Source organism: Holospora elegans E1, assembly GCF_000648275.1.
GTDB lineage: Bacteria > Pseudomonadota > Alphaproteobacteria > Holosporales > Holosporaceae > Holospora > Holospora undulata_A.
In genome coordinates this window covers 1-21,869 of the sequence record NZ_BAUP01000081.1, presented here as the reverse complement: position 1 = coordinate 21,869, position 21,869 = coordinate 1, and the positions used below count along the sequence as shown (strand labels likewise).

Genomic DNA, 21,869 nt, shown 5'->3' with positions numbered 1-21,869 from the left:
ATTTAGATTTCTTTTCTTTTTCTGAAGAGGTAGTAAGTAAAAGGCTAGAGCAAATAAAAAATGAAGAAGGTTTTTATGGAAAAATTTCATTGAATTAGTTCGAATCAATAGCAAAGGTAGAGTTGTTCTCAACGCTATTAATTTTTACTTATTCTTTTAAAATTAAAAAAAATAAAAATTTTATTTTTCAATGGGGATTTCCGAAATTTTTTGACTTTTTGCAGAGGGGATCTTTTTTTTTAAAATAATGTGGTATATTGTAACAAAGGGCCTGTAGTTTAGTGGTCAGAACCCGCCGCTCATAACGGCGTTGCACAGGTTCGAGTCCTGTCGGGCCTAGTTCCTTATAATCGTTTGGCTTAGTAGTTTTTTCGTGCTTTAGCCAAAGATGAAGGAAAAATTTTTATTTTCATTTATTTTTGCTTGACTTTTTTTGAGTCTGGGTTATTGCATTCAGTTTTTTTATAATTTTTGCGTGATGATGTTTTGGAATTTTTATCAGATGTCTTTTGATTTCTTCGCACACGAAGGTTGCTTCACTTTTTTTTCCTAAATGGTGTAAACATTCTGCAGATTTAAGTAAAATTTGTATAGGAAATAATTTCCTTTTTTCTTGCTCTTCTTTTGTACATAATTTTGAAGAAAAAGTTTGGCCTTTAAGATAGAGATATGCCGTAGAAAATAAAGTTTCTGCTTGATCGTATTTTTTTTGATGCATGAAAATTAACCCCTTGTAGTACAAAGCTTGTGCTTTTAATGGGTGGTTTTTTTGATGAATAAAGTGCTCTAAAACTGTGATTGCTTGATCTGTTTCGCCTTTTTTAAGATGACGGGTGACATCTTGAAGTGTTTTATTCTCTGAAGAAAAATGCAAAGGAGGAACTGAAAACGATTGAGAGTCGGTTTTTTCTTCATATTCAGAAAAAGCTTTTCCGTCATCTTTTTGAGCGCGCAATGTATCTAAAGACTGTTGTAAATTTAAGCAATGATCTTCTAAAACCTTGCAACGATTTTCTAATTCTTCTAACCGGTGCAATACAACTTCCATAGGAGATAGGACAGCAGCAACACAAGTGCTGCACACTAAAAAACAAGACGAAAAGATAAAAGAAAATCTTGAAGTAGTCATCTTGATAAAAAAATTACAAATAAGTTAAACTAGTATAGCAAATCCACTCTTAAATCTCAAAATATTTTATGGAGTAACAGATGCATCAGCGTTTTTCGGAGACAAAGGTTCTAAGGAAGCGGGAGGCTCTCTAGAAGGAGACAAAGATTCCGTCAATATGTTTACTTCTTTAATATTTTGTAATATTAGTTTAATGCTTTGAGAAAAATTAGAATTTTTTAATTTTTCGGGAAGAAAAGGAGATAAGATAACAGCGCCGTGATTTAGCCACTTTTCACTTTTTGAAGTCTGGATGATTTCAGGTTGTTGTCCGGGGGCAACCAAAAACAAAGAACACGTGTAGCTTCCTAAAATGAGCACAATTCCTCGACACAATCCGAACACGATTCCCAAAGATGCATCTACACTAGATACAACGCTAGAGCGAATTTTTAAGGCTATCCACTGAACAATGCACAAAAAAAAGATAAGTGTTCCCAAAAAAACCGTCAAATAACATGCTCCCTTTAGCAAAGATGGGGAGGTTATCCATTTGCTTAAAAAAGGACAAACACACTCATGATACTTCCAGGACAGCACTCCAGAGCCCCCCCAAGCAAGTAAGCTTAACGTTTCTTTCACGAATCCTCGAAAAAATCCTAAAAATCCAGAAAAAATCATAACTGCTACTAAGAGTCCGTCAAAAACATTAAAAACATGCATTAATTCTAAACTCTCTTTAACCAATGCAGAATCTAAAACTCCAATCCTAACTTTAGTAAGATCGAAACTTGATTCTTTGAGTTGCTATCACCTTTCTTCTATTAAAATAACAGACTTTTTCACTGCTTACAAGGGAATTACCACAGTATATGACAAATTATATGAAAGTAAAAAATAACGCCTTCCCCAATACATTTATGAATTTTTTAGAATAGGGGGAATTATTTCTTGGATAAACGCTATTATTTTTTTTATAATTAGTAGTTTTATTTAATAATTATTTTGCAAACGTTTAATTTTTCTGGTATTGATTATTTTTTCAAAAAGTGTAAAATTAAGTAGCGTGCCATTTGTTTATACAGAAGAGTGTATGGAAAAAAAAATTATTAGTCAAAATCCCGGACGTATTGTCTACGCTTCTTCTAAAGAAACAGAGTGCTTTCACTACTTTACGGATATTATTTCCTGCCCTATTTCTGGGAAAGAGATGGAGCTTCCAGGAAAAGGAGTAATTAATCACAGGGTTTCTGGTTTTTTCTTTTCCAAATTGCAGCAGCTTAATATACCAACACATTTTATTCGTATGCTTAACATGCGTCAATCTTTGATGCACTCTACGCTTCCATTGGATTTTTACGTGCGGGTTATTTGCATGCCTTCTTCAATTTTGGCTAAAGAATTTGATGTGGCTCCTGATCATGTGTTTTCTCGTCCTATCATAGAATATGTTCATATAAATTCTGGTCGTTTGTTGAACGAAACTCACCTTATGGCATTTTCTATTTTGGAAATGCAAGATCTTGATGAGCTTCACAATATTATTCTTCGAATAGTAGATTCTATAAAAGGGATATGCATTGGGATGAGATTTCAGTTGATGGAGCTAAAACTTCAGTTAGGATGTGGGTTTAATTACAGTTCAGATACTCCTTTTTTGTTGTGTGGTGATTTTTCTCCCGAATCTTTTTCAGTTTTAGATTTAGATAGCAGCATGATTTTAGGGGGAGAAAATATCACTAATGCAGTATATCCTCCTAATTTACATTATCGCAGTATTGCAGCGCGGTTGGGCATTGGGTTAGAAGGGCCAAGTCGCTCTCAGGTGCTTCCGTTTCAAATAAAAGAGAGCGCTCATGAATGTTTGTAAGCAATAAAAATGAGGGGGGTCGTTTTAGGATCAAATATTTTTGCTTCATTGGAATGTAGAGATTTTTCAAAAAAATGTTTTGAATAGAATTAGCGTCGTTATTGTCGTATGATATTTTGGGATTGGAAAAAAAAGAGAGAGAAAAGAAAAAATGAGCGAGACTGTTGCTTCTTGTCATAAAAATATGTCTTGGATTCAAGAAAAATTAGCTCAGGCATTTCCTGGGGCGTGCATCAAGGTTACTGATATACGCGGAGATGACCAACATTTTTATGTACACATTATTACAGATTTTTTTCAAGATGTTCCTTTTTTGCAAAGGCACCGTCAGGTGTATAGTGCTTTGGAGTGGGAAACAGAAAGTTGCATTCATGCGCTATCCTTGTGTACTCAAACTCCAAAAGAGGTTTCTGCTTGATTACACTTCAAGAGGTATCTAATGCTCTTGGGGTAGATTTAGGGAATATTTATGGAAAATTTTCCGATATATCCATGCATTCAGATCGTTCGGGGCCTGATGTTCTGTTTTTAGCGATTCCTAGTATTCGTTATACAGCAAAAGATGTTACTTACATGGCCTGGAAAAAAGGAACCAGGGTTGTTTTAGCGTGGGGGAATGAATACCGATACTTTGAAAATTCTGATCAGCCAGGGCAGATATGTATTTTTCAAAATCTTCCAAAAAATACGGTACACATTTTGGGCCGGTTATTTTATCCGTGTCGCCCATCTTTGAAATGTGCAGTTACTGGGACTAATGGAAAAACTTCTACGGTTTTTTTTCTATCGCAACTATGGCAAACTTCAAAGAAGTCTTGGGTTTCTATGGGAACGTTGGGAACGCAGGGATCTTTACATATCGATTTTCCTACCTCTAATATCAACACAGCGGATTATTTAACACTTTCCTGTGCATTGCATAAAAGCGCGCAACAAGGGGTTGGGTGCTTTGCCTACGAAGCAAGCAGTCATGGGTTGCATCAGAATCGAGTCCCTCAAGATGCAGTAGATGTTGGAATTTGGACGAGTTTTTCTCAAGACCACTTGGATTATCACAAAACAATGCAGGACTACTGGCAAGCTAAAGCTTCCCTTGGAAAATTGTGTTGTAAAGCTTGGCTTGTAAATGACAAGGTATTTCAGTACAGAAAAATTTTGGAAAAGGGGAGAGAATCTAATGATTCCTTATCTCAAAAGAATTTTGAAAACATTTTAGATTATTCTTTAAAATCGGCTTGTCCTTTACTGCGATACGGTTTAGGGAATAAGACATCTTTGTGGGGGCAGTGCACAATTCACAAGCAGCATTATCACCATACTAAGGTGTCTATTCGTATTGATGGGTATGTGTGGAATGGAACAGTTCCGTGGATCGGTTCATTCCAATGTGAAAATTTAGTCGCATCTTTGGGAGCTTTTTATTTGTTGGGGGGAAGTTTAGATGATGCTTTTGAAGCGATTTCTTCTGGACATATAAGTGCACCCCCTGGACGGTTGGAAAGGGTGAGTGATGGACCTGCGGGGGGGGGAATCTATATAGATTATGCGCACACGCCTGATGGGCTTTACCAAGTTTTAAAAGCATTAAGGGCGTTAAATCCAAAAAAATTAGGAGTTATTTTTGGTTGCGGAGGGGAGCGTGATACAGGAAAACGTGAAAAGATGGGAAAAATTGCTAAAGATAACGCAGATTGGGTCATTCTTACAGATGACAATCCTAGGTTTGAGGATCCGGAAAAAATTTTAGACGATATTCAAAAAGGGTGTCCTTTGGCGCAGCGTATTCGTTGTCGTTCTGCGGCGATAAGGGCAGGGATCTCTAGTATGAAGCAAGATCACATAATTTTAATAGCAGGAAAGGGGCATGAAGCGTTTCAGTGGATAGGAAGCGATAGAATAGCTTTTCAAGATCGTGAAGTGGTTGAAGAATATCTAGGATTATCTTCTGTTTAGCTTAGAAGGTTAATTGTAGGGGGTGGGGAGTAATTTAAGAGAAAAAAATAAGATCTTGAAATTTTTAAAGTTTGAGAAGGTCTTTTTTCGAGGCTTTTAACCAAAGATATCACATTAGTTTTCAAAGTGTTATTAACGTGAAGTGCCGCAAAAATACGCAGTGTTACCTCTAGCATTTCAAGTTATCGTGTGTTTGCAAGAGTTTTTCGACGAAATCTTGCAAACCAATGGCGGTGTTGAGCGTTATTTTGTTTAATAGAAAACGTTTCATCTTTTCCCTGAAAGAGGCGGGGGGCTTGGAATAATTTTATTAAAACCTGCCCAATGATCTCTGCAATAAAATAATAATCGTTCAAAAAGTCGTTTGAATGTTTGACTCGAGAGATCAGCAAATTCCCAATAGATGAACCGTTTTTCAGCACGATCATAGGATTTAGAAATATAAGCTTTAAAAATCCAAATTTTTTGCTTCTTTTTTTTAATAATGAAAAATTCATCGACTTCCTTGACAATATCTTTGTCTTCTGGGGATGGCTCAGTTTTGGCGCATAGCCTTGATTATAAGGTGCCCGCCCACTTCAAAACAGCGCTCGCGCTGACACCAAAAGCTGAGAAATTCGGTTCATTGAAAAGCTGCTTGCGTATAAAACGAGGCCTTGGAGCTTTATCTTTTTCGGGCACACCTCGTGAAATTTTTTTCACATTTTTTACATTTGTACCGCTTTCCCCCCTCGAACAAAACCGCTTTTAAAGCAATTTTAACATTCACAAATTTTACATACAATAATTTTTAGAGACTTTTAAAAGAATTTCTTTACCTATTCTAACAAAAAGTATCTTTAGGTAAAAGTTTTCATTTTTTTAGGCCACTTGAATATTTATCTGCGCGAAACATAATTTTTCTGTGGTTGTTTTATTTGCTGAGCTGAAGAAGGTACTGTGGCGGTTGGAGGGGCTGAGACGACGGGGGCTGTGGCGGTTGGAGGGGCTGAGACGACGGGGGCTGTGGCGGTTGGAGGGGCTGAGACGACGGGGGCTGTGGCGGTTGGAGGGGCTGAGACGACGGGGGCTGTGGAAGTTGGAGGGGCTGAGACGACGGGGGCTGTGGAAGTTGGAGGGAACGAAGAGGTAGAGCTTCTAGTTTTCAAAGAAGTGCGTTGTGTAGATGCAGGCGTTGAGGTCAAAGATTGATGATGGGGCGCACCATTGTTATTGTTTAGATTTGGTGCAGAGGACACCAGCGTTACTGGCGGAAGTTGAGTGGGGAAAAAATTTACTGCATTTGCTCCAAACCCAACAATTGATGAAATAAATACAAACAGTTTTTTATTAAACATTTTATTTTTATTGTTTATTTTACAATTTTATTATATAAAAAATATGTAAATTTTTTGTTTATTTTTACATAGAAAAAATTTTAGTGAGTAAATAATTGTGTGCAGATTTTTATGTGTAGATTCTAAAAATCTGCTTTTTATTAATTCTAACGATAAAAGATAGCTATTTTTGAAAATAATTTTTCTTAGCAGAGTCCTGTCTTTTTTACTTTGATAAAAAACATTTTCATATTGATACTCTGATAAGCGCAGTCTAATCTATATAAATTTTATTAATGAATTTATGTCCTAAAATAGATACTGTATGAAACAATTTATAACTCCTTGATACTTTTTAATGCCTTCTTATCTGTTCCATTTTGTTTTGAAGGGGGGGGGAGTTTGGGGTAGAGGTATTAAGTTTTGTTGGAGTTTGCTGAATTTTTTTGTGTGGGGGTTTTGAGAGAGGCATACTTTTTTGTTTTTTTGTCGAGGAGCCTTTTTCTTGTTCTTGTAAAGATTTAACTTCTTCTTTTAGTGTTTCCATATATTCTTTTGAGCTGCGCATATTTCTCATTTCTCGTTCTGTAGAAGATAATAATTGTTCTCGAACGACTATTATTTCATTGTTTAATTCGTTTATTTTTTGCTTTAAGTATTTATTTTTGGCTCTACATTTGTTTAAGTCGTTTGAGGAGTCTTCTTGTTGAGATATCTTAGTACTATTGTCGGGTTTTAAAGGTAGATCACCTATACCTTCTAGAAGGTTCTCTTCATTTAATTTTCTATCCAAGCGATCATTAGCTTCAATAGCATGTTGTAATGATTGCAATTGTTTTTCTGATAATTGTTCTTTTTTTGGAGTAGCTGGTAAGACTGTTACGGTAGAGCCCTGTTGAGAGCTGGAATTTTTTTTTCCTGGATCATTATTCAAGGACTTTTTCCCAGGAGTTGTATTGTTCAATAACCCTTGATTAGGTGCAAAACAGTTACTTGCTGTGAATATAAATAGTAGAATAAAATATTTTATCATCGTTTTTATCTTTTGTTTTTTTATACAAGTTCATTTTATTATAAAAATATATAATTTTTATTTTACAAACAGATTTTTATTTAAATTTATATAACAGTTAAAAAAATTGAAGCTTTTAACTAAAGATCTTTTTTGTTAGAACTGGTAAAGTAATTCTTTTAAAAGTTTCTAAAAATGATTGTATGTAAATTTTGTGAATGTTAGGGGTGCTTTAAAAGCGGTTTTGTTCAAGGGTGTCAGCGCTACCGCTGTTTTGAAGAGGGCGGGCACCTTAGGATCAAAGCTATGCGCCAAAATTGAGCCATCCCCAGAAGACAAAGGTATTGTCAAGGAAGTCGATTTGTGATCGTGCTGGAAAACAGTTTATCGATTGGGAATTTGGTGATCACTATAGTCAATCATTCAAACGACTTTTTGAACGATTAAAAAAATGGAAAATTATTTTGTTGCGCAGATCATTGGGCAGGTTTTAATAAAATTATTCCAAGCAACAGCCTCTTTCAGGGAAAAGATACCCCCTTTTCCATTAAACAAAATAACGGTCAACACCGCCATTAGTTTGCAAGATTTCGCCCTCCACTTGCAAACACGCGATCGCTTGAAATGCCGGAGGGAACACTGCTTATTTTTGCGGCACTTCATGTTAATAAAACATTGAAAATTAATCACGCTATCTTTGGTTAAAAGCCTAAAAAGAATTTATCGCATGGATAACAAAAGACCAGTGAGTCATCTCGTACAATCGTTCATGCAACTTCCTATGCAATTAATTATTTTAATATTTTTTCAGAATCTATCAGTATCTTTTAGTTTGCTGCAGACGATCAAGCGCTACAGGATTATCTTGAGGGGGGGGAGAGCATTTACAGCGCTTGTTCAAAAACAAATAATGAACACAATAAATCCAAACTAATTTATATTCTAAAATAGAGGGGTGAAGGAATGATTTATAAGTTTTTGACTTCTGTTAATTAAAATTTTTTCTCCTCAGCACTTTTTTTGGGATTATTCCAAGTTCTAACAATTTTTTTCTCATTTTCTCGTGGAATTTTTTAATTTGTGGTCGAATTATTATTACTTTTTTTGTTTCTGTAGAGTTTTCTAAAAATTTTGTTAATATATTTTTTGACTTTTCTTGTTGAACTGTTATGGATTTCTTTGTTCTTAGAGTACCTACTGAGGTGGAGGGCGAAGATGGCTTCGGTTTAAAGGGACCAGATATATTCGTAGTTACTTGCTATGAATATAAATAACAGAATAAAATAATTTAATCTTAGTAATTTAGGTTGAATTAGGTGTAATTTTTTGTTAAAATAAAATAAAAATGACAAAGAGCTACGGAAACGATTTAAGACGAGGGGTCATAGAATATTTAGATGAGGGGAACAGGTATATTGAAGTATCGCAACTATTTAAAATAAGTGTATCAGCGATAGGCAGGCGGCGTAGAAAATTGGTATAGAAAATACAGACAACAGGAGAGTTATTTTCCTAAAAAGCGTGGTGGCTCAGAAAAAAAGATTGACTTAGAGAAGCTTAAAGAGTACGTCAAAGAAAGCCAAGATATTACATTGGAAAAAAGCTGCTCAAGAATTTGGGGTACAATCAGTTACTGGTTAAAAAGATTAGGCTATAGCTAAAAAAACTTTTCGTGCGTGGAAGCAAGCAAAGAAAAGCGAAGTAAGCATTAATAATCGATCAAAGATATAGTGTATCCAAATCTTGTATATATTGATGAAAGCAGCATTGATATGGCTATGTGCAAAGACAGAAGGTTGGGGCGAAAAAGTAAAAAATTGGTTGGCAAAAAGAGTGGGTAAATAGTATCAAAGAACAAATAGTATTGCTGGTTTGGTTAATAACACGTCGATAGCGCCAAAGATTTTTAACGGATCTTGCGACACATAATTATTCCAAGCTTGGGTAAATCAAGGAACTAAAGCCTGATCAAGGTGTTATTATGGATAATGCCTCTTTTCGTACCCCCAAGAGAAGCAAAGAATAAATAATAGAATCTGTAAAGTGCAGTATAATTTTTCTACTTCCTTACGCTCCTGATTTGAATCCAATAGAGAAATTCTGAGCTAATATGAAGAGGGGGATTGAATGTAATATACTTCAACGCTCTATTCGACGCTGTTTCGTGGTTCTTTAAAATATCTAATTCAACCTAAAACACCAAGATCTTTAATCCTTTGGGGGTGGAAGATTTGATCCCAGAACTTACTCGAAAGAAGTTTTGGGCTTTATGGAATGCAAACTTTCATAAAGAAAAAATCATGCATGAGGCATAATCCCCCTTTTTATCTTCCTCCATATTTTCCGGATCTCAATCCTATTGAAAAGAAATAGGCTCGTAAGATAGGAGGAATATTTGTTCTCTTTTTAAGGTGTAAAGAAGACTTCTGAAAGAAAATATTTTATGAATTTTCCACTTTTGACCAATATTTTCTTAGTTTTTTTTGTAATTTTGTTTCTCTTTAAAAAAATCTAAAGAAATTTGAGAGTCATCTTTCGTTACTTTTTTATTTTCGCATGATCGTTCATGCAACCTTTTTAATATTTTCTCAGAATTCTCGTACTCTTCTTTTGAACAGCAAGATAATTCAGGTCTTTTTTCTTCTGTTTTAAAAGTATTATCATCTTCTGCTTCACTAAGCGCGCATGAATTAAAACCTTCCCCTTTCGAAAAACTAAACGTTGATAGATAAAAATTATTCTTCTTTATCGGATCTTCAAAAGAGTCTTTATTTGTATTTTCAGAAACCGAAGACGTTTCAAAAAAACTCTCAGAATCTTCAAAAGCAAACCGAGGAGTCAAAGGAGAATCCTCAAGTTCAGTTTTAGAAATAGCTTGACTATCCATCGTTAATATAAAAAAAACAAAAATTGATTTAACCAACATGTTCTATCTAAAATTAATCTTACCTTAAAACACAAAAAATTGCTTTTTAAATTTAAAGCAAAAAGAGCATTTCAAGACCCACTTTCTCTTTCAATCATAAAATCTATAGATAATTTTTTCAATAGCTATTTCTAAAAAAAAATAAAAATATTTCTGTGTATACGTCTATTTTAAAAGGCGATCTATAGCTTCTTTATGCATAAGCGCTTCTTCATTATTAACGACAAATTGACGATCGTGGCGTTTTTTTGATGACGTGTATCGCTCTAAGGACGTTTCTGAAAATTCTAACAAATCTCTAAATTCAAAAACATTTTGTTCTTTACACAATTCTTGATATACTGCGCATAATAATTCTGCATCTAAAAGTGCACCATGATAAGTCCGCTCAGATAAGCTAATTCGAAAACGACGACATAAAGCATCTAAACTAGCGGGAGATCCAGGAAACTTTTTTCTTGCCAAAACTAAAGTGTCTTCTATAGGGTTAGTCAGTGCTTTTTGGGAAATCTTTTCCAATTCCCAGTTTAAAAAACCTGTGTCAAATCGTGCATTGTGAATCACAAGCATTTGTTGACCTATAAAGTTCAAAAAATTTTCATATATTTTACAAAACGTAGGATATTGACGTAAAAAACTCCAGCTTAACCCGTGAACTTCCTTTGATCCTGGAGAAACCTCTCTTTCTGGATTAAGATAAGCATGAAATTTATCTACAATGACTCCATCAACAGTTTTAACACACCCAATTTCTACGATGCGATGAGCTCCGTGACTATCCCCTTTTACGGTGGATAATCCTGTTGTTTCTGTATCTAAAAAGATTCTTATAATACCTGACATATCATTTTTCACGATCTAAAGAGAAAACGATCAAATCATTTTCTCTTTGATTCTTTGAACTCCCCTTAAACTTCTTTAATATTTTCAGTTTCCATTACTTTTTTTGCATAAGCAATAGCAAGCTTGTTTACTGCCCAAATCCACCACCATGTAATGACGACCAAGAGTCCTCCAAGAAGCGGAACAGAAAGTTGGGGAGCACCTAATCCTCCAGTTGCAGCATTACAAATAAGCTGTAATACACTTCCTCCAGATTTTCCAGCACGGCCACCAATGACATCAATAGCAGCTTTTCCTTTAATTTTTTCTTCTTCGTCTAGAGGAATATAAGCCATTTCTTTTGTTGGATCAAAAAGAGCGTATTTTACCCCCTTAGTCAAAACATTCTGAACTAAACCAAGCCCAACCGCCACAGTCAACGTTGAAGTCCCCAACATCTCACACACACCGCCAAGATAATCTTTAAAGACGACAAAAAGAAAAAATCCTACCCCTGTTATCATTGTAACAAAAGGCGTAATATTGGCAGAAAAACGCCACCCTAAAGATTGAACGAAATTTTTACTAAACAGAATAAAAACCATGGTGGTTATTCCAGTACCGATAAACATCTTTCCCATAAACGCGTTGTACGCATTCATGTCACGCATTCCGCTAACTGGGTCAGAAAAATAATGTCCTACACTGTCCTTCCATGTGACTTCCACAATATTTATGGTAATACCGTATGCCACCATCAAAATAGCGATATACATAAGATACCTGGACTTTAGTAAATAAACTGCACTTTCTTTCAAAGAAAGCTTCGGTTTAGACTTTTTCCCCTTTGCATCCGTTCCTTTTTGGGCGTCTGTCAAAACCCTTGTATTTAACCACCAATAGGAAACAGCAATAGCAATACATGCGACAACCATACAAGAACAGTATAACCTTAATTGAGGACCGAAATCTTTTTCCCCCGAAGCAAGTCGTTCTGGTTTTAAAAAATCTTCACTAAAGGCTGTCAATGATCCTGCTGCAACCAAGCCTAAGTTAGACCAAAATCCATACACAGGATAAAAACGTTTTGCCTGCGTAGTGGGAGTTATCTGGTTGGCGAATTGCCAGAAAAGCAATGCTATTCCCATATTTCCCCAAAGCTCTGCCATCATATAGAATAATGAATAATTCCAATAGGCCACCGCAGGAAAGAAATCTTTCAATAAAGGATAAGATTCTTGACATTGTTTAATCCAATCAGTTGAAAAATTAAAATGCTCACGCATGGGATACAGAACAAACCCAAACAAAAGAAAATATACTGCAAAAGGAAGTAATGTTGTAAAATAAAGCCTTTGTTTACTTAAAATATTACTAAGTTTCGCATAACCAATAACTGCTAAAATTGAACAAGGCGTTACCAATCCTAATTTCACCCAAGGAAGAACTTTTCCGCTAGATCCTGGTGAATTCACAAGCAAAGAATCCTTAACATTACGTGCTACTGTATAATTAAATAAAATAGAAAACATAATAACAACCATCGGAAGAAAAATACCCATTTCTTCTGGATAAACCGGCCATAACCGCTCTCTCCACTTGGTCATTCGGGACGATGATAAATTCGACATAATGCCTCAATTTTTTGTAAAGCACCAATGCTTTACATCATTTTCTTTCTCATCATAACATCACAGCATTCAAAATTCTATAGCGCTCTATGAATTTTCAAGAGAAAGGTACCAAATTGTAAACGAAAAAACAATCTCTTTTTTATTCATAGGGGGCTGGGGGCAGTTGAGAAAAGTTTTTAAAAGTTAATATTTTTTTAAAACTGAAAAGTGTAAAACTTATTTAATTTAAAAGTTAAAAGCGAATTTTTTTATACAAAACTATAAGGATGGCCTTTTTGCGCTAAAATTTTTCGATAGAGTTGCTCTAAAAGCATAGCCCGCGCAAAAAGATGTGGCCACGTCATCAAACCAAAAGACCAAATTTCATCATTTTGGTTGAAAATATTTTTAGGAATTCCAAAGGATTCCCCAATAAAAAAACAAATGTGGTAAGGTGATAGGGTGTCTAATTTCTTCCAAAATTCAGAGCTGGTGAACTGAATTCCTTTTTCATCCCACATAATCCACCGCTGAGACTTTAGTTTTACAAGACTTTTCCACTGCTTTTCTTCCATTTCTTTTACTGATATTTTTAAGGGACTAAGCCGCTTAACGTACAGATTGCACAAAGCATCAAAAGGGGGCTTTAATTTTCCTCCTGCGTAGATTGTCAAAACACTCATCATTCAGATAGCGTATCTTTGTCGGGAAAAATATACGAAACAGCTTGATGGATATGATTAATAAAGACAAGATGAAGCTTTTGTTTTACTTCTTCTGGAACATCGTCTAAATCTTGACGATTGTATTCTGGTAATAAAACCGTATCAATACCGTGATTAACAGCCGCAATGAGCTTTTCTTTTAATCCCCCAATACGCAAAACATCCCCTTTTGTTGTAATTTCTCCAGTGACGGCAGTGGTGCTGGCAATAGGTTTTTTAATAACTAAAGATAAAAGAGTTAAGAAAATGCCCACTCCTGCAGAAGGTCCATCTTTTGGAATAGCGTTTTCTGGGAAATGTACATGAATGTCGTTTTTCATAAAAGTTTCAGGGTTTAGCTTGTAATATTCGATATTTTCTTTAAGACAATTCAGAGCAACTTGAACAGACTCTTTCATAATCTCTCCTAATTTTCCAGTGAAAAAAGTTTTTCCTTTCCCAATGACTTGAACTGCCTCTATCTTCATGATATCTCCGCCAGCTTCTGTCCATGCAAGTCCTGTGATAACACCTATTTCTTGAGTTTTTTCGTGAAGAGCCCGGGGGGGATAAATTGCTGTTCCCAAATACTCAGTAAGCTCTTGGTGGTGAATAACTTGTCCTTTAATGATGTCCATCTCTAATTTTAAAACCACTTTTCGAGCCAAAGCTCCGATACGCTCTTTTAGGCCCCTCACTCCTGCTTCTTTTGGAGTATATTGCGTCAATAAATCGTAAAGCGCAGAAGGAGTTATAGAAAACTGCTCTTGGCTAAGACAGTGTTCTTGCATAACGTTAGGAATTAGGTGGCGTTCCGCGATTTGAATTTTTTCTTGAGTTGTGTATCCAGATAGGTGAATTAACTCCATGCGATCTCTAAGTGGGGAAGGAATATCATATTTTTTATTGGCAGTTGCAATAAAAAATATTTTCCCCAGATCGTAAGGAATTTCTAAGTAATGATCTCTAAATTCGCCATTTTGTTCTGGATCTAAAACTTCAAGAAGCGCTGCATAGGGATCCCCTCTTCTATCTGCTCCCAACTTATCAATTTCGTCTAGTAAAACCACTGAGTTAGACCCGGGAAGGTGTTTTCCTTTTTCTCGACCTTGCAGCGCTTTTAATATCCGTCCGGGAGTTGCACCGATATATGTTCTGCGATGACCTCTAATTTCTGCTTCATCGCCACACCCGCCCAAAGCAATAGAAGTGAAATCCAAATTTAGGGCTTTGGCAATGGCTTTTGCCACAGAGGTTTTTCCTACACCGGGGGGACCAACAAGGCACAATACAGCACCTTGATCGGTTTTTCGACGACGATGAACTGCCAAAAACTCTAAAATGCGTTCGTTAATTTTGTCCATACCAGAGTGGCTTTCTTCAAGGATCTTGTTAGCTTCATGCAGATCTTTGTTTAAAGGCTTTAATTTTTTCCAAGGAAGGCTGACCAAAAAATCTATGTAACTTTGAATTCCAGATATTTCAGGAGAAGACTGAGGCAATAATCGTAATTTCTTTAATTCATCTTCTGCTTGTTTTTTTGCTTCCTGAGTTAAATGTTTCGCATTTTGAATTTTTTTTTCGATATTATGGTAAATGTCTTGTTCTCCAGATTCTCGTTTTAAAATCTCTTCCTTTGTTTTTCGTACATATTCTTGGTAATCATTACGCATTTTTTGTGCTGCTTTAATGCTGAGGGTTTCTTTGAATTTGCCAATAGCAACTTCAAAACTAAACCATTCTATAAGAATTTTCATTCTAGAAATTAAGCTGTCAGATTTTAAAATTTTTTCTTTTTTTCAATATCATTAATATTTCCAGAAATTTTGTACACAACTTGCTCAACATTAACCGTTTCTTGTTCTTCAATTGTTAATGCTCGATGAATTGTATCTTGTGCGTTAAGCTTTAAATACTGGTCCAAATAATTTTTTAATACTCTAAATGTAGCTTCAATCTTTGCAGGAGCTTCTTCTTGGGTGTGTAAAGGCTTTGCAGAGCAATTTTGCATATCCTCTGACAATGTAACGTGAACACGCTCAAGCCCTTCCAGTACTGCTTGACAATCATCATGTATAAACGTTGATTGCCGTACACGACACAGCGTTCCTACAGAAAAAATCTTTGAATTTTTTTTTTCAGATTGGTCTTGGGTACACAAAACTACGTATCGATCTTCCTGGGGCTGTTTTGTAATTTTTTGAATAATTTCAACAGACGAAGCGTGTTTGATCGCTAAAACTCCGGCAGTAAATGGAAAAAAAACCACATCTTGTGATATAATTACTGGGTATTCTTTTACAGATTCAGAGTCAAACACTTTGCGGCTCCAAAAAGATATTATCGCGAATTGTAGCACAATAAATGTTCTAAATCCAACGGTTTGTACTTAAAAATTGGTTGGAACGATCAAAAACAGTGAAAATACAATTAATTAAAAAACCAGTTATTATTAATGTTTAAAATATTTTGTATTTAAAAAAGTGTACGACAAAAATAAAAAATTATTTTATTTTTAAGAATTTAAAAAATATTTTTTTAACAAAATAAAAAAAATCTAACGTGTTATTCGTAATTAACGTATTGAAATAAAACATTTTTTTTTGTACAATAATAAATATATTTTTTTTGTGTTTCAAGTGCGCGCTTTTTCCACACCTTCTTCTTTTGTAAATGTTGTAACGCGGCTGATGTTTAAGGCTAGTGGAAATTTGTTGAGAGACTTTTCGGAGGTTGAAAAGCTTCAGGGCGCTGAAAAGAGTTTGAAAAAATTTGTCACTGATAGTGAATGTCGTGTTGAAAAAATTCTTTATCAAGGATTAAAAGAAAGTTATCCTGGGTACGGATTTTTGATGGAGGAAGGGGGGGGGATCCCCGGGGAAAGCATCGATGCTGCAACTTGGATTATTGATCCTTTGGACGGGTCTAATAATTTTTCCAAGGGGATTCCTTATTTTTCTATTTCTGTTTCTTTGTACGAACGTCAGGATTTTTTAATGGGGGTGATTTATGACCCGGTGCGAGATGAGATTTTTTGGGCACAAAAAGGAGTAGGGGCGTTTTTGGATCAGTATAGGTTGCGTCTTCCTCAAAAGCGTCCAAGAAATTATATAGCAATGGCATTGCCAGGACCAAGGCACACTTCTGATCAATGCAGTCGTATTGTTTCCTTATTTCAGCGATTCCCTTTGGCTTTGTTTAGATCGTTTGGAAGCACTTCTCTTCACCTTGCTTATGTTGCCGCTGGGCGTTTAGATGGGTGTGTAGAATATGCTACGCGCATTTGGGACAGTGCAGCGGGAATCGCCATCTTGAAAGAAGCAGGGGGAAGAATGAGCCACCAATTCAAGGGGCCGTTACAAGGGCAAGGGGTGCTTAGTTCTGATGTTGTGGCAGCGCATCCTGAGATTTACGAAACGTTGTACAGCGCAACTGCTGTGAAGCCATCATGAGGTTTGCTTTATTAAAAAGAATATGCCTTTTTTTTCAAGCTTTTATTCGTTCTGGCGCTGATGCGAAAGACCCTAAATATCGCCTTGGTGTAGGGATTGTTTTGGTGAATAAAGGTGGAAAAATTTTTGTTGGAAAGCGGATAAATAAAAAACATTCCCAGTGGCAAATGCCCCAAGGGGGAGTGGATTTTTACAGTCAAAAGCCAGAGCCTTTTGCGCAGGCCGCTTGGCGTGAGCTATGGGAAGAAGTGGGAGTAAAAAATCAGTGCCAGCTTGTTGCGCGTACAAAAAATGCGTATCGCTACGATTTTCCTTATTTTAATTTGTGGAAACTAAGGTTTAAAGGGCAAAAGCAGGTTTGGTATGGGTTTATTTTTCTTGGATCAGACAAAGATATTAATTTAGAAGCAACAGACTATCCTGAATTTGGTTCTTGGAAATGGATTGAAAGGCAAGAATTAATGAGCAGTTGCGCATTTTTTAAACATTCTTTGTACACAAAAGTTTTAGAAGAGCTTTGGCCTTTTATTACAGATGCTCTACATTCTAAAAATTTTTTAAATCCTTTTGATGGGAAAGAACCTGTGTGTTCTGAGAAAAGTTAAAAAAATGGTAAGGATGAAAAAATGAGTGCCAGAAGAAAAACGATAGAAGTAGAGGGGAATTTTCATGGACGCGTCCTTTTTTTTTGTGTAAAATATGGTAAAATATCTGCGCTTACGTTTTTTTATGTTGTTTTATGAAAGCTCAAAACGTACCTGTTCAAAAGCCACAATTGTTTGCAACGTCCAGGCCTTTATCTCGTTTAAACGATGTTTATTTGCCTCGTCGCGGATATCCGCTTTACGTAACAACGCCTATTTACTATGTCAATGACGTTCCTCACATTGGTCATGCTTATACGACCATAGCCGGAGATGTCATGGCAAGGTTTTGGAGATTTTTAGGTTGGCCCACATATTTTGTTACGGGCGTTGATGAGCATGGTGGAAAGGTTGCTCAATCTGCAAAATCTAAGAATGTGCCCGCTCAAGCTTATGTAGATGATATGGCAAAGATTTTTAGATCGTTAGTTCAAGCTTTAAACGCCGTTCCTGATGATTTTATACGTACAACAGAATTTCGCCATCATCAAGCTGCTCAGGCTTTATGGAAGACGCTAGAAGATAGAGGGCATATTTATTTAGGGACATATTCGGGATGGTATGCTGTTCGAGATGAAGCATTTTATAGTGAAGATGAAATTCAAGATGGAAAAGCTCCCAGTGGTGCCCCGGTAGAATGGGTGGAAGAGCCTTGTTATTTTTTCAAATTATCAGCGTGGCAAAAGGAACTTTTGGCCTATTACCAGGAAAATTCACATGCCATTCGTCCTAAGGAACGGTACAATGAAACACTTCGATTTATTGAATCAGGGTTAAAAGATCTTGCTATATCTAGAACAAAATTGTCTTGGGGTATTAGCGTTCCAACTCATGTAGGGCATGTTATGTATGTGTGGATGGATGCGCTGACAAATTATCTTACTGTTTTGGGGTATCCTGATGTAGAGCAAGATAATTTTAAAACTTTTTGGCCGCACAGCGTGCATTTGGTCGGAAAAGATATTCTCCGGTTTCATACTGTTTACTGGCCGGCATTTCTTATGGCAGCAGGGCTTAAGCCTCCTGAGCGTGTCTTTGCCCACGGATGGTGGACACGAGAAGGAAAAAAAATGTCAAAATCTTTGGGAAATGTTTTAGATCCTTTTGCCTTAATTCAGCGATACGGTGCTGATGCACTTCGGTATTTTTTACTAAAAGATATTCGTTTTGGTCAAGACGGAGATATCTCAGAAGATGCTTTGCTGCAATGCTATAATCAAGATTTGAAAAATACGTTAGGGAATTTAGCGCAGCGTATTTTGGCTTTTATTGATCGTTATTGTTCAAACGACTTTAAAGAGTCAAAATCCCCCCCCATAGATAGCGAACACGAAGCCTTGCAAACCTGGGGGCGTCGCGCTTTACCTTATTTAAAATTTTGTATAGAACAAGAGGATTTGTACGGCTATATTGATTTACTTCAAACCAGTGTGCAACAGGTAAATGCGTATATAACAAAATTTGAGCCCTGGAAAATGTTGAATATTCCAGAAAAAGCATCGCATCTTCTTGAAGGATTATACAGTTTGTGTATGTTTTTAAGAGATATAGCTCTTTTGTTTTCTGTTGTATTGCCTAAAACAATGGAAAAGCTGTTACAGCAGATGGGGGAAGAAAAGGAAATATCTAGTGGAAGTATTCAGCGACTTGGATCTCCGTTAAGTACGGCGCTTTGGCCTAAGCCTGAGCCTATTTTTGACCTTGAAAACGTATAAAATATAAAATGAAGAAACTACTTAAGTACATTTATATTTCTGAAGTAAAGTAATTGATGAAAAAGTTGGCTTTATATATTCATTGGCCGTTTTGCTTAAGTATTTGTCCGTATTGTGATTTTAATCGTGGAATTTGGTCTAAGGCGCCTACCCAAGATCCTGAGATTTGGATTGAAGCATATAAAAAAGAGATCACTTATTGGCGCAAGCGTATAGGGGAGTGCAAAGTTACCAGTATTTTTTTTGGTGGGGGGACCCCTTCTCTTATGCCGATATCTCTATTAGCGGGTATATTGCAGCATATTAGCGAAGTTTTTGGAGTTTTGCTTTCTTCTATAGAAGTCACCCTAGAAATGAATCCAACAAAGTTTGAGACAGAAAAGCTACAAGAAATTGTTGCCTTGGGAATAAATCGTATTTCAGTGGGGGTGCAGTCTTTCCAAGATCCTGTTTTAAAGTTTTTAGGGCGCACGCACACCAAGCAAGAAGCAAAAAATGTCTTGACTTGGTTGAAAAAAAAGGATGTTCGGTTTTCTTTAGACTTAATGTATGCTCACAAATATCACGAAGATCCAGAAAATTGGAAGACAGAGCTAAAGGAAGCATTACAGTGGGCGGGGTCTCATATTTCTTTATATCAACTAACGTTAGAGCGAGGAACTCTTTTTCATCGCAGGGCACAACAGGAAAAAAATCTAATTTTAGATGCATCATCTGCCGCAGACCTTTATTTGTGGACACACCATTATTTAGAGTCTTTGGGGTGGAATGGATATGAAATTTCTAATTACGCGCGTGACGCAGAATATTGTGAGCATAATTTAACCTATTGGCGGTACGAAGATTATTTGGGTATTGGTGCTGGTGCACATAGTCGGATAACTTTTTCTGATGGAAAGTACGCCATAGTTAACGAAAGCAGTGCAACTTCTTGGTTAAATTCTTGCACCGTCTACCATAACGCTGTAAAGCAGGCTGTTCCTTTGGAATTATGTACGCAGTTTAAAGAAAAAATGTTAATGGGGCTGCGTTTAAAAGAAGGAGTTTTTCTAGATTCTGTTTTGCCTATTCCTTCAAAATTTGAGGTAAAAATTCAGCAATTAAAAGACGCTGGGTATATGATAGAATTCGAAAAAAGGCTTCAGTTAACAATAGAAGGGAAGCTTCGTCTCGACGGAATATTATCTTTTTTACTTGAATAATTTATATTAAAATTATTTAATTAGATTGTTGCAAAAACATAACAAACAAAAAAATAACTTGATTACGAAAAATATGATCGAAAAAACTTATAGAGGATTTATCATAGATTCCATAGAAGGCAATGAGCACAGTGATGAGTTTAATTCTTAGATTTTCTTTGATATTTGGCCTTATATTTTCTTTTAACGCAAAGGGTGCTGACCTGATCACCAAGTTAATTATTGGGTATGAAGAGGTTAGAACTTCTAAAGCTCTTCTTGATGCACATGGCCCAGGTTCTTTTTCTGTGGTTTCCCAAACTTTTGGTCAGTCCAGAAATACTGCCGGAGAATTTGGGTTTGGTTCCACTGTTTTAACGTTGCGTTGTCCTGCCTGTGCTGTTATGGTTGTCCCTGTTAGAGAAAAAGGTCCTATTAAGGTTCGCATAGCGAACGAAGTGCTTTTTACAAAAAGCGTTTTATAATTTTTTTTTAGCGAGGGGGGGGATTAGTTTTAACATTTTTTATCTCTTAGGTATTTCCAAAATGCATCAAAGGTTTTCAAAAAAGAAAGCTGTTTTGATGCTAGGTTAGGTCTAACATGGGATAGCGCTGGGAATAATTTAAGAATTTAGGGTGTTCTTGGGGAAGCGTAATCTGAGTTAGGCAGGTCCAAGTTTTGAATGCTCCTTTTTCCTTTTCTTTTCTGAAAAATTCTTTTTCTAAGTCTTTTGAGGAATAGCCTAAGATTTTTGTTAATTTAATGACGGTGAGGCAGATGTTAATAACGTCTCTTTCTGATGTGGGAGTTTCTTTCAATATTTTTGCCTGATTTACAAGAAGTTGTGCCGTTTCTAGTTCTTTTTCATGAGAAACGTTTAAGCGTTCTAAAAAATTTGAAAGAATTGAGGAGGAAAAAAAATCGAAATTGATTTCGTTGTTTAATTCTAAAAGAGCTTGAGCCGCTTGTATAACATCGGCAAGTTCACTAAGTCCGTGAGTTTTGTTGTGGTGTTCTAAATCATCTAGCGCTTCTTGTGCTTCTTCAAGAATCTTTTTTTTAGCATAGGTTGGGCGTTCTGCCAGTCCAAGAACTCGGTAAACTCCTTCAAGATCTTGAGCGCTATTTAAAGATTGAGCACGATCTCTGACCAATTTGTCACACAAAAAAATTTTTTTCATTTTTAGTCTATTTGCCTTCAATGCAACTATTGTACAAAATAAAAATAAAATAAAAAGCAAAGTTCTATTTTTTACTTATAAAAATTTTAAAAGTAAAAAACTCCTAAATGGGTATGTAGTAATTTAGGTTGAATTAGATGTTTTTAAAGAAGCACGAGAAAGTGTCGAATAGAACCTTAAGATTTAGTATATTGCATTCAATCCCCCTCTTCATATTAGCCCAGGATTTCTCTATTGGATTGGAATCAAAAAGAGTAAGGAGATAGAAAAATTATACCGAATTTTACAGATTCTATTAATTCTCTACTTCTCTTGGATTTATGAAAAGAGGAGTGATCCATAATAACACCTTGACCAGGTTTTCGCCACTT

At 35.9% G+C, this 21,869-nt stretch carries 23 protein-coding genes, 1 tRNA gene and 1 pseudogene; 13 read left to right on the top strand and 12 right to left on the bottom strand.

Going from position 1 to position 21,869, the window contains the following annotated elements:
- Positions 1-267: 267 nt before the first annotated feature.
- A tRNA-Ile gene (locus HE1_RS03225) sits at positions 268-339 on the top strand.
- 70 nt (positions 340-409) lie between these two features.
- On the opposite strand, the gene HE1_RS03220 is transcribed toward HE1_RS03225, so the two are convergent.
- Complete coding sequence (locus HE1_RS03220; protein ID WP_006296909.1) at positions 410-1,129, bottom strand: tetratricopeptide repeat protein; 720 nt, start codon at positions 1,127-1,129, stop codon at positions 410-412.
- A 66-nt stretch (positions 1,130-1,195) separates the two neighbouring features.
- Complete coding sequence (locus HE1_RS03215) at positions 1,196-1,855, bottom strand: CvpA family protein (RefSeq protein WP_152531103.1); 660 nt, start codon at positions 1,853-1,855, stop codon at positions 1,196-1,198.
- Positions 1,856-2,174: 319 nt separating this feature from the next.
- Between HE1_RS03215 and HE1_RS03210 the strand changes: the two genes are divergently transcribed.
- The 3 genes from HE1_RS03210 (at position 2,175) to HE1_RS03200 (ending at position 4,931) form a co-directional block, all read left to right on the top strand.
- Positions 2,175-2,978: a phosphoribosylaminoimidazolesuccinocarboxamide synthase gene (locus HE1_RS03210; protein ID WP_006296911.1), complete on the top strand. Its 804-nt coding sequence runs from the start codon at positions 2,175-2,177 to the stop codon at positions 2,976-2,978.
- A 151-nt stretch (positions 2,979-3,129) separates the two neighbouring features.
- Positions 3,130-3,396 carry a BolA/IbaG family iron-sulfur metabolism protein gene (locus tag HE1_RS03205; protein WP_006296912.1) on the top strand — a complete coding sequence of 89 codons (267 nt, stop codon included), beginning with the start codon at positions 3,130-3,132 and terminating at the stop codon, positions 3,394-3,396.
- Positions 3,393-4,931 carry a UDP-N-acetylmuramoyl-L-alanyl-D-glutamate--2,6-diaminopimelate ligase gene (locus HE1_RS03200; protein WP_006296914.1) on the top strand — a complete coding sequence of 513 codons (1,539 nt, stop codon included), beginning with the start codon at positions 3,393-3,395 and terminating at the stop codon, positions 4,929-4,931. The genes HE1_RS03205 and HE1_RS03200 overlap by 4 nt, the downstream gene beginning before the upstream one ends.
- Before the next feature lie 182 nt (positions 4,932-5,113).
- On the opposite strand, the gene HE1_RS03190 is transcribed toward HE1_RS03200, so the two are convergent.
- Positions 5,114-5,428 (bottom strand): IS1 transposase, encoded by a 315-nt coding sequence (locus HE1_RS03190; protein ID WP_035544672.1) that lies wholly within the window; start codon positions 5,426-5,428, stop codon positions 5,114-5,116.
- A 61-nt stretch (positions 5,429-5,489) separates the two neighbouring features.
- Positions 5,490-5,700 (bottom strand): annotated as a pseudogene (locus HE1_RS07245) (helix-turn-helix domain-containing protein).
- Positions 5,701-5,969: 269 nt separating this feature from the next.
- Here HE1_RS07245 and HE1_RS08855 point away from each other — a divergent pair.
- Positions 5,970-6,122: a hypothetical protein gene (locus HE1_RS08855; RefSeq protein WP_162531228.1), complete on the top strand. Its 153-nt coding sequence runs from the start codon at positions 5,970-5,972 to the stop codon at positions 6,120-6,122.
- Entirely contained in the window at positions 6,106-6,243 is a 138-nt protein-coding gene (locus HE1_RS08850) for a hypothetical protein (RefSeq protein ID WP_162531227.1), read from the top strand. Before HE1_RS08855 ends, HE1_RS08850 begins: the two co-directional genes overlap by 17 nt.
- A 359-nt stretch (positions 6,244-6,602) precedes the next feature.
- Here the strand turns inward: HE1_RS08850 and HE1_RS03175 are convergent, their stop codons facing one another.
- Entirely contained in the window at positions 6,603-7,280 is a 678-nt protein-coding gene (locus HE1_RS03175; protein WP_035544662.1) for a hypothetical protein, read from the bottom strand.
- Between the two features lie 193 nt (positions 7,281-7,473).
- Here HE1_RS03175 and HE1_RS08845 point away from each other — a divergent pair, with 193 nt between their 5' ends.
- Together HE1_RS08845 and HE1_RS08155 are read left to right on the top strand one after the other, a co-directional pair.
- Complete coding sequence (locus tag HE1_RS08845) at positions 7,474-7,626, top strand: hypothetical protein (protein WP_162531224.1); 153 nt, start codon at positions 7,474-7,476, stop codon at positions 7,624-7,626.
- 978 nt (positions 7,627-8,604) lie between these two features.
- Positions 8,605-8,742 carry an IS630 transposase-related protein gene (locus HE1_RS08155; RefSeq protein ID WP_162480261.1) on the top strand — a complete coding sequence of 46 codons (138 nt, stop codon included), beginning with the start codon at positions 8,605-8,607 and terminating at the stop codon, positions 8,740-8,742.
- A gap of 990 nt (positions 8,743-9,732) precedes the next feature.
- Here HE1_RS08155 and HE1_RS03170 read toward each other — a convergent pair.
- The 6 genes from HE1_RS03170 to HE1_RS03145 form a co-directional block, all read right to left on the bottom strand.
- A complete protein-coding gene (locus HE1_RS03170; RefSeq protein WP_206537227.1) occupies positions 9,733-10,182 on the bottom strand; it encodes a hypothetical protein in 450 nt (149 codons plus the stop codon).
- A 168-nt stretch (positions 10,183-10,350) separates the two neighbouring features.
- The gene (gene dnaQ / locus HE1_RS03165) at positions 10,351-11,040 is read right to left on the bottom strand and encodes a DNA polymerase III subunit epsilon (RefSeq protein ID WP_052567287.1); all 690 of its coding nucleotides are present in this window, start codon (positions 11,038-11,040) and stop codon (positions 10,351-10,353) included.
- A gap of 53 nt (positions 11,041-11,093) precedes the next feature.
- Positions 11,094-12,638, bottom strand: coding sequence for an Npt1/Npt2 family nucleotide transporter (locus HE1_RS03160; protein ID WP_006293548.1), 1,545 nt, complete (start codon positions 12,636-12,638; stop codon positions 11,094-11,096).
- A gap of 251 nt (positions 12,639-12,889) precedes the next feature.
- Positions 12,890-13,303, bottom strand: a complete 414-nt coding sequence (locus HE1_RS03155; protein ID WP_006293550.1) for a 23S rRNA (pseudouridine(1915)-N(3))-methyltransferase RlmH — start codon at positions 13,301-13,303, stop codon at positions 12,890-12,892.
- Positions 13,303-15,081, bottom strand: a complete 1,779-nt coding sequence (gene lon / locus HE1_RS03150; protein ID WP_052567285.1) for an endopeptidase La — start codon at positions 15,079-15,081, stop codon at positions 13,303-13,305. The genes HE1_RS03155 and lon overlap by 1 nt, the downstream gene beginning before the upstream one ends.
- 23 nt (positions 15,082-15,104) lie before the next feature.
- Positions 15,105-15,644: an LON peptidase substrate-binding domain-containing protein gene (locus HE1_RS03145; protein WP_035544658.1), complete on the bottom strand. Its 540-nt coding sequence runs from the start codon at positions 15,642-15,644 to the stop codon at positions 15,105-15,107.
- Positions 15,645-15,927: 283 nt separating this feature from the next.
- On the opposite strand from HE1_RS03145, the gene HE1_RS03140 reads away from it, so the two are divergent.
- The 5 genes from HE1_RS03140 to HE1_RS06495 all read left to right on the top strand — a co-directional run bounded on the left by HE1_RS03140 (position 15,928) and on the right by HE1_RS06495 (position 20,801).
- Complete coding sequence (locus HE1_RS03140) at positions 15,928-16,776, top strand: inositol monophosphatase family protein (protein ID WP_052567283.1); 849 nt, start codon at positions 15,928-15,930, stop codon at positions 16,774-16,776.
- The gene (locus HE1_RS03135) at positions 16,773-17,381 is read left to right on the top strand and encodes an RNA pyrophosphohydrolase (protein ID WP_006293565.1); all 609 of its coding nucleotides are present in this window, start codon (positions 16,773-16,775) and stop codon (positions 17,379-17,381) included. Before HE1_RS03140 ends, HE1_RS03135 begins: the two co-directional genes overlap by 4 nt.
- A 134-nt stretch (positions 17,382-17,515) precedes the next feature.
- Positions 17,516-19,135 carry a methionine--tRNA ligase gene (gene metG / locus HE1_RS03130; RefSeq protein WP_006293567.1) on the top strand — a complete coding sequence of 540 codons (1,620 nt, stop codon included), beginning with the start codon at positions 17,516-17,518 and terminating at the stop codon, positions 19,133-19,135.
- 56 nt (positions 19,136-19,191) lie between these two features.
- Positions 19,192-20,337 carry a radical SAM family heme chaperone HemW gene (gene hemW, locus HE1_RS03125; RefSeq protein WP_006293569.1) on the top strand — a complete coding sequence of 382 codons (1,146 nt, stop codon included), beginning with the start codon at positions 19,192-19,194 and terminating at the stop codon, positions 20,335-20,337.
- A gap of 134 nt (positions 20,338-20,471) precedes the next feature.
- The gene (locus HE1_RS06495; RefSeq protein WP_006293571.1) at positions 20,472-20,801 is read left to right on the top strand and encodes a hypothetical protein; all 330 of its coding nucleotides are present in this window, start codon (positions 20,472-20,474) and stop codon (positions 20,799-20,801) included.
- A 100-nt stretch (positions 20,802-20,901) separates the two neighbouring features.
- On the opposite strand, the gene HE1_RS03115 is transcribed toward HE1_RS06495, so the two are convergent.
- Entirely contained in the window at positions 20,902-21,498 is a 597-nt protein-coding gene (locus tag HE1_RS03115) for a nucleoside triphosphate pyrophosphohydrolase family protein (RefSeq protein ID WP_024161406.1), read from the bottom strand.
- Positions 21,499-21,869: the final 371 nt, after the last annotated feature.

Bases quoted from the DNA above. Each gene is read 5' to 3' on its own strand.
- HE1_RS08155 (WP_162480261.1), top strand. From the start codon at position 8,605: ATGACAAAGAGCTACGGAAACGATTTAAGACGAGGGGTCATAGAATAT.
- HE1_RS03175 (WP_035544662.1), bottom strand. From the start codon at position 7,280: ATGATAAAATATTTTATTCTACTATTTATATTCACAGCAAGTAACTGT.
- HE1_RS03220 (WP_006296909.1), bottom strand. From the start codon at position 1,129: ATGACTACTTCAAGATTTTCTTTTATCTTTTCGTCTTGTTTTTTAGTG.
- metG (WP_006293567.1), top strand. From the start codon at position 17,516: ATGAAAGCTCAAAACGTACCTGTTCAAAAGCCACAATTGTTTGCAACG.
- lon (WP_052567285.1), bottom strand. From the start codon at position 15,081: ATGAAAATTCTTATAGAATGGTTTAGTTTTGAAGTTGCTATTGGCAAA.
- hemW (WP_006293569.1), top strand. From the start codon at position 19,192: ATGAAAAAGTTGGCTTTATATATTCATTGGCCGTTTTGCTTAAGTATT.
- HE1_RS03205 (WP_006296912.1), top strand. From the start codon at position 3,130: ATGAGCGAGACTGTTGCTTCTTGTCATAAAAATATGTCTTGGATTCAA.
- HE1_RS03115 (WP_024161406.1), bottom strand. From the start codon at position 21,498: ATGAAAAAAATTTTTTTGTGTGACAAATTGGTCAGAGATCGTGCTCAA.
- HE1_RS03135 (WP_006293565.1), top strand. From the start codon at position 16,773: ATGAGGTTTGCTTTATTAAAAAGAATATGCCTTTTTTTTCAAGCTTTT.
- HE1_RS03155 (WP_006293550.1), bottom strand. From the start codon at position 13,303: ATGAGTGTTTTGACAATCTACGCAGGAGGAAAATTAAAGCCCCCTTTT.
- HE1_RS03160 (WP_006293548.1), bottom strand. From the start codon at position 12,638: ATGTCGAATTTATCATCGTCCCGAATGACCAAGTGGAGAGAGCGGTTA.
- HE1_RS06495 (WP_006293571.1), top strand. From the start codon at position 20,472: ATGAGTTTAATTCTTAGATTTTCTTTGATATTTGGCCTTATATTTTCT.
- HE1_RS03190 (WP_035544672.1), bottom strand. From the start codon at position 5,428: ATGAATTTTTCATTATTAAAAAAAAGAAGCAAAAAATTTGGATTTTTA.